The sequence below is a fragment of the Novosphingobium sp. genome (genome assembly GCF_036733805.1).
In the GTDB taxonomy this organism is placed as follows: domain Bacteria; phylum Pseudomonadota; class Alphaproteobacteria; order Sphingomonadales; family Sphingomonadaceae; genus Novosphingobium.
Genome location: NZ_DAIMZT010000090.1, coordinates 1 through 6,851, shown reverse-complemented (window position 1 = coordinate 6,851; position 6,851 = coordinate 1). Strand labels below are relative to the sequence as shown.

Annotated in this window: 7 protein-coding genes and 2 pseudogenes; 4 read left to right on the top strand and 5 right to left on the bottom strand. The window is 62.4% G+C overall.

All coding sequences use genetic code 11. The features are described from left to right. Nucleotides 1–68: 68 nt before the first annotated feature. Nucleotides 69–653, top strand: a pseudogene (locus V7D69_RS14745) (IS630 family transposase); the annotation flags it as partial. 96 nt (nt 654–749) lie between these two features. Here V7D69_RS14745 and V7D69_RS14740 read toward each other — a convergent pair. The 5 genes and pseudogenes from V7D69_RS14740 to V7D69_RS14720 form a co-directional block, all read right to left on the bottom strand. Next, the gene (locus tag V7D69_RS14740; protein WP_324064289.1) at nt 750–2,282 is read right to left on the bottom strand and encodes a class I adenylate-forming enzyme family protein; all 1,533 of its coding nucleotides are present in this window, start codon (nt 2,280–2,282) and stop codon (nt 750–752) included. 60 nt (nt 2,283–2,342) lie between these two features. Then, nucleotides 2,343–3,140 carry a nuclear transport factor 2 family protein gene (locus tag V7D69_RS14735; protein WP_324064290.1) on the bottom strand — a complete coding sequence of 266 codons (798 nt, stop codon included), beginning with the start codon at nt 3,138–3,140 and terminating at the stop codon, nt 2,343–2,345. A gap of 133 nt (nt 3,141–3,273) precedes the next feature. Beyond that, a complete protein-coding gene (locus V7D69_RS14730) occupies nt 3,274–3,495 on the bottom strand; it encodes a hypothetical protein (protein WP_333606175.1) in 222 nt (73 codons plus the stop codon). Between the two features lie 48 nt (nt 3,496–3,543). Then, nucleotides 3,544–3,669: an alpha/beta fold hydrolase gene (locus tag V7D69_RS14725; protein WP_333606176.1), complete on the bottom strand. Its 126-nt coding sequence runs from the start codon at nt 3,667–3,669 to the stop codon at nt 3,544–3,546. Between the two features lie 43 nt (nt 3,670–3,712). Then, a pseudogene (locus V7D69_RS14720) lies at nt 3,713–3,775 on the bottom strand (hypothetical protein); the annotation flags it as partial. 308 nt (nt 3,776–4,083) lie between these two features. Between V7D69_RS14720 and V7D69_RS14715 the strand changes: the two are divergent. The 3 genes from V7D69_RS14715 to V7D69_RS14705 form a co-directional block, all read left to right on the top strand. Then, the gene (locus V7D69_RS14715) at nt 4,084–4,839 is read left to right on the top strand and encodes an SDR family NAD(P)-dependent oxidoreductase (RefSeq protein WP_324064293.1); all 756 of its coding nucleotides are present in this window, start codon (nt 4,084–4,086) and stop codon (nt 4,837–4,839) included. Nucleotides 4,840–4,879: 40 nt separating this feature from the next. Then, the gene (locus V7D69_RS14710; RefSeq protein ID WP_324064294.1) at nt 4,880–5,302 is read left to right on the top strand and encodes a nuclear transport factor 2 family protein; all 423 of its coding nucleotides are present in this window, start codon (nt 4,880–4,882) and stop codon (nt 5,300–5,302) included. 3 nt (nt 5,303–5,305) lie between these two features. After that, nucleotides 5,306–6,851, top strand: a 1,546-nt coding sequence (locus tag V7D69_RS14705; RefSeq protein WP_333606174.1) for a class I adenylate-forming enzyme family protein, incomplete at its 3' end; no start/stop codon positions are given.

The window sequence follows — 6,851 nt, the reverse complement described above, 5'->3', positions numbered from 1 at the left end:
CAAGCACCGGCATCATATCCGATGCCGGAAAAAAGGGGCGGGCCATCCCATAAAGCGTGCTGCCCGCCGAGCAACTTCGGCCGACAATCGCGCGCAGGCGCGTGCAGTGGAAGAAGTATCAGGGGCAGCTTGATCTCACCCGGCTTGTCTTCATCGACGAGACCTGGGCGAAGACCAACATGGCGCCCTTGCGCGGCTGGGCACCGGTCGGTCAACGGCTCCATGCCAAGGTGCCCTACGGCCATTGGCGCACGATGACTTTCCTCGCCGCTCTGCGATGCGACCGGATCGATGCCCCGTGCGTCCTCGATCAGCCGATCAACGGACAGAGCTTTACCGACTATGTCGAGCAATTGCTCGTGCCAACGCTCTTGCCCGGCGACATCGTCATCATGGACAATCTGGCCAGCCACAAACGGCCTGCCGTGCGCAAGGCCATCCGTGAAGCGGGAGCCAGGCTCCTGTTCCTGCCGCCATACAGCCCGGACCTCAATCCGATCGAACAGGTCTTCGCCAAGCTCAAACATCTGATGCGAAAAGCCGCAGAGCGAACCCACGAAGCAACATGGCGCCGTATCGGCTCCTTGCTCGACGCTTTCAGCCCAGATGAATGTCGAAACTATCTGATCAACGCTGGATACGGATCAACATAATGTCATCCGACTCTAGGGGGCGTGCCGGGCCTTTTTGTTGGTGGGGTCGGGCAGATAAAATAAGGCTGGTTCAGCCTTGAACGGAATATTCCCAGATCAGGACACCAGTTCCCGCAGCTTGTAGCGGATGATCTTGCCCGATCCGGTGCGGGGAATTTCCGTGACGATGTGGATCACCGATGGCACCTTGTAGGATGACAGGTGCGCCCGGCAATGATTGATCACCACCGCTTCGTCGAAATCCTGGTCGCGCGGGATGATGAACAGGCCGGGCACCTCGCCCAGATGCGCGTGGGGCAGGCCGACCACGGCACAGTCCATCACGATATCGAGCGTCTGGACGACTTCCTCGATCTCCGCAGGTGCGATATTCTGGCCGCCGCGAATGATGAGTTCCTTGATCCGGCCCGTGATCGTCAGAAAGCCGTTGGCGTCCGCGCGCGCCAGGTCGCCGGAATGATACCAGCCGTCCCGCAGCGCCTTGGCGGTTTCCTCCGGCTTGTTGAGATACCCCGCCATGACGTTCGTCCCGCGAACGATCAGTTCCCCTTCCTCGCCGGGCGCGCAATCCTTCAGTGTCACGGGATCGACGACGCGCACCGCCAGCCCATGGATCGGCAGGCCGCACGAGCCCATGATCCGGCCGCCCGACGCGCTGTTCATCGTGACCATGGTCGCGGTTTCGGTGATGCCATAGCCGTCCAGCAGCGGCACGCCGAAGATAGCCTCGAACTCCGCATTGGTGGTGCCGGCCATGATCGCGCCGGCCGTGACGCAGGCGCGGATGCCCGGCAGCGCGACATGGCCGTTCTTCGCGGTGTCAAGCAGATAGTGGAAGATCGTGGGCACCGCCGGGAAGATGGTGAATTCGCCCGAGCCGAGCAGGTCGACCGCGTCCCGGGTCGAATATTTTTCCATCAGATGGATGGACGCGCCCGTCGCCAATATGGAGATGACGGTCAGGTTCAGCGCGTAGCTATGATAAAGCGGCAGCGGCGAGAGCAGCTTGTCCTGATTGTTCAGCCCCAGGATCGGCGACCAGCAGGCCGCCGTCACCCACAGCATGTTGCGCAGTGACAGTTGCACACCCTTGGGCTGGCCGGTGGTGCCGGACGTGTAGATGATGAACGCCGTTGCGTCGATGTCCGCAGGGTCGCGCGCAGGTGTGCTGGAGGGGGTTTCGCTCCAGCCATCGAAGGACGCGCTGCCTTCGTCGGTCGCCTCCACCGGCACGACCAGCAGGTCGATCTTCGCGGTCGTGGCAATGGCCTTGATGGCAGGCGCCAAGGCCGTAGTGGTGATCACGGCGCGGCACTTCGCGTCGGTCAGCCGGTAGAGGATCTCGCTCTCGCTCGCCTCGACGCTGATCGGGACGGCGACGCCGCCCGCCCGCACGATGGCGAAGCAGGATTCGACCCAGCTGACCGAGTTGGGCAGCAGGATCGCCATGCAGTCGCCTGTCTGGACGCCATTTTCGGCGAGATGCCCGGCCAGATTGGCGGTCCTGCGGTGCAGGTCGCCATAGGTCACGCCGCGCGTCGCATCCTGATAGGCGATTTTGGCCGCGGCCTTTGCTGCCTGCCGACCGAGCAGATCGCCGATCGGCGCGATCAGGTCCAACTGGAACATATTTCCCTCTCCCCAACGGCCGTCGCGATGCTTGCGGCGACGGCCAATCCCTTTTGGTGTTCAGCCTTTGGCCGCCGCCAGCACCCTGCGCTCCATCGTGTAGCGGTCGGTCACGGCGCGGACCTTGGTGATCTCGCCATTTTCGACATAGGCGATGCCGGTGGTGAACAGCGACGTGCGGGCGCCTTCATGCCCCGCCAGTTCCTTCAGCCCGCCGGCATAGGCGCCGTCGATCCTGACCTGGAAGGCGACCCGCTTGCCCGCCGAGAGGATGTCGATCACCTTCGCGCTTTCGTCGGTGAACAGCACGCGGTCGATGGAGGGCGCGACGGCTTCATCGTCCAGGCTGCCGACGGCGCTGCGTAGCAGGCCGCCCATTTCGATCCATTCGGTCACGATCCGCTCATTCTCGGCGTTCGGTTTTTCGACCGGTACGGTCCAGGGTGCGTAGGCGGCAGGGTCGATCGGATCTGGCACCTTGCTGGTCAACTGGCGGCGGCGGCCATAATAATCCTGCTCGATGCGGCATTCCGTCAGCCGTTCGCCGTTCCAGCGATAGAGGCTGACGCCGTGCCAGACGGTCGGCGTGTCATATTGCAGCGAATGGCCATGTTCGCTGAAGAACATGGCGCAGCGGTTGCCATTGGAGAAGAAGTCGTGGACGGTGAAGCCAAGGCCCGGATAAGCCTTGAACTGACGGTCGGCGGCGGGCTTGTAAGCTTCTTCGCGGCCGGTAAAGGCATGCTCGCCCATATAGAAACTATAGTCGTCGGCCATGATCTGGTCGGCGATGCTGAAGTCGTGCGTGGCCGTGTAGGCGAAACAGTATCTCTGCATCAATTTGCTGAGCGGGTCCAATTCACATTCCCTTCGTGATCCGAAAAGTCTCTCATGCCGCCTCCGCGCAGGACCGGGTGCAACTGAAATCACCATCAGGAATGACGCCGGACATGAAGCGCGCGCACCTTTCCGACGATAGGCGGCGGGATGGTCAGCCGGCCGCCATCGCCCGCAACCGCTCCAGCAGCGTCTCGGCCAAGGCGTCATTCTGGTCGTCGGTGAACATATAGCCGACGCCATGGGCCACCACGACCTCCAGCTGCGGCGTAAGCTTGCGGAACAGGGCGACGCTTTCGTCGGTGATGATGCTGGAATGCTCTGCCCGCACCAGCACAACCGGGTCGTGCAGCGCTGGGGCGACATCCGCCAGCATGACAAGCGCCACGCGTCCCGGCCTGCGTGAGCCGCCCACCAGCGCGGACTACCCGCCTCTTGATGCGCCGACCAGCACGACCGGCCCGTCAAGCTGGTCTATCAACGCCTCCACGTCGCGCGCATAGGCGTCGAGCAGATAGTCGCAGTTTGGCCGCCCATTCGCTTTCGCCATGGCCGCACAGGTCAACCGCGATCGCCCGATATCCCGTCGCTCCCAGACGGCGCGCCGGACCGCGCCACGACCGGCGGCTCTGCCCGCCGCCATGAAAGAAAAGCACCGGCTGTCCCGATGCCGGGCCATAGATATCGGCCGCCAGCGACAGGCCGTCGCCGTGCAGGTGCACTTACTGGTGAAGGGGCGTAGTCACTTTCATGCGCCCATAATGGCGGCTCATTCTCCGCCGCGACCTTTCCAAAGAAAGGTCATCATCCATCCCGCGCCGTGAAACGAAGGATTTGCAGGCGCCGGATTCGTTGGCCCACCGATACTCGTCGCAAGATAGGTTTTGGACGCGCCGGCCACGATAGATTGGCGCCAAGAGATTTCAATGGGGGCGACCGATGTCCTCGGGAAGGTAAGTGAGGAGTGAGTAAGGAGAAAGGCGGCGCCCTGGTTCTGGGGGGCACGGGGGGGCTGGGAAGCGCCATCGTCAGGCGCCTCGCCCAGGATTGGGATCATGTCGGTTTCACCTATCGGTCCAACGAGGCCAAGGCGAAGGCGTTGAGCGAGGAGCTTGGCGAGGTTGCCGATGTCGTGTCCCACCGGCTCGATATCGCCGATGAGCAGGCACTGGCCGAGGTCATCCGGGCGGCGCATGGGCGAAGCGGCGGATTGCGGGCGGTCATCTTCTCCTCAGGCGTTCACATCCCGCAGATCCACGTGTCGAAATTGCAGCCGGCCCAGTGGCACGAGGCCGTGCAGGTTGAGCTGATGGGCTTCATCGCCCTCGTCCGGCAGGTCCTTCCTGTGCTGCGGGAGACGCAGGGCTGCATCGTCAACATCGGTTCGGTCGCGCCGCACTGGTTCGTCGTGGGCGATGCCCTGTCCGCCGTGCCCAAGGCGGGTTCCGAAACCCTCTGCCGCGCCGTCGCCAAGGAGGAAGGGCGGTTTGGAGTGCGCGCCAACACCGTCGCGCCGGGCATCATGGAAGTGGGCATCGGCGGTGCCCTGATGGACACGATTTACAGCAAGGACATCTGGGAACAGTCCAGGAAAAATACACCGCTGCGCCGCTTTGGCACGGGGGAAGATGTTGCCGGCATCACCGCCTTCCTGTGTTCGAGCGAGGCCGGTTTCATCACGGGACAGACAATCATCGCCGATGGTGGTTTATCTCTGTGACCTCATTCGGGGTGATCCTTTGCAAATCGGGAGATGGATAATGACTGATCTGGATGTGCTTCTGGCCGAACGCGCCTGCCAGAGGCTGATGCTGGAATATTGCGAATGCGTCGATACGCGTCAGTTCGAGCGGCTGGTGTCGCTGTTCGCGCGGGACGGCGTCCTGAACCGGACGGACACAGGCGAGATCAAGGGCCATGCCGCCATAGGCGCCTTCTTCGACAAGCTGACGACCGATCCGCTGATTCATGCGGCGACCAACCTGCTGGTGACCGTGAACGGTCCGGAAACGGCGGAGGCCACGTCCTATGTGACCGTCTATCGTAGTTATCGCGAGAATGCGACGGGCTTGCCGAAGTTGGAAGCGCCCTATGTCGTGGCGAAATATGTCGACAAGTTCGTGGTCGAGGATGGCGAATGGAAGATCGGCTATCGCGACACAATATTTGCAGCCAAGGAATAAAATATGTCTTCGCCGCTGGATCTCCATGCGAGACCCAATACTGTTGGCCATTCCATCTTGCAGGCCGCGCAAAACTGGCCCGACCGGACCGCTTTCGTTCTGGGCGACCGGGAGGCCAGTCATGCCGGGTTCGCGCGTCAGACGATCGCCTGCGCGCGCAACCTGCTTGCACTGGGGATCCAGCCGCGAGAACATATCGGTATACTGATGCCCAATAGCTGGGAATATGCGGTTCTCGTCGGCGCCATCAACATGATCGGCGCCTGTGCGGTCGTGCTCAACGCGCGCTATCGTGGCGAAGATCTTCAATATGTCCTGCGCCATGCGGAAATTACGGAGCTGTTCACAACGGGCGCGGCGCGTCCGCATCTGGACCTCCGGGCACTGTTGTGCAGTCAGTTTCCCGAACTGGAAAAATGGCGCGCGGGCGAGGAATTGCGGGTGCGGGGCGCGCCCAGGCTTCTCAGTGTCTTTCACTTCAACGCGCCCGATGAAGACAAGTGGCTGACCGAGGCGGAATTCGAAAAAGGCGGTTCCACAATTTCGGACGAGATGCTTGCCGATCGTGTCGCGGCGGTTTGCCCCGATGACATCGCCATGATCATCTTCTCCTCCGGCACCACCGCCCAGCCCAAGGCGTGCATGATCAGTCATGGCGTCGTCGTGGAGGTGGCCGGCGCGATCGCCGAGCGGCTGGAACTCGTCAAGGATGATGTGTTCTGGGACCCGCTGCCGCTTTATCATCTGTCGTCGCATCTGCCGCTGAACGCTTGCCGGCAAGTCGGCGCGACATTCGTTTGCCAAAGTCATTTCCAGGCCGGCCCCGCGCTGGAGGAAATGGAGCGGACCGGCGCGACCATCTGCTATTCCGCCTTTCCCGCGCTGACGGCCGCGCTGATCGACCACCGCGACTTCAACAGCCGCGATCTGTCGCGTCTGCGCCTGATGATCAACATCGGCGCGCCAGACCTGCTGCGCAAATTCGCGGAAGCCATTCCGCAGGCGAAGCAGATCGGTTGCTATGGCCTCACCGAAAGCGGGGGCATCAGCACGATGGCAAGCCCGCATGACACGCTCGATCAACGGATCGAACGTGTGGGCAAACCCTTGCGGACGCACCGAATCCGCATCGTCGATCCGGAAACGCTGGAGGAGCAGCCGATAGGCGCGAAGGGCGAAATCCAGATCGCAGGTCCCCTCTTTTCCGGTTATTTCAAGGATGAGGAACAGACGGCGAAGACCATGCTGCCCGGCGGCTGGCTGCGCAGCGGTGACACCGGCTGGATCGACGAGGACGGCCAGCTCGCCTATGGCGGCCGCATCAAGGACATGCTCAAGATCGGTGGCGAGAATGTCGCCGCCGTCGAGGTGGAGAGCTTCCTGTCGCGTCATCCCAAGGTGAAGATGGCCCAGATCATCGGCGCGCCGGACCCGCGGCTGGTTGAAGTCGTGGCGGCGTTCATCGAGGTCAAGAGCGGCGAAACCATGACGGAAGCCGAAGTCATCGAATATTGTTCGGGCAATATCGCCAGCTACAAGGTTCCGCGCT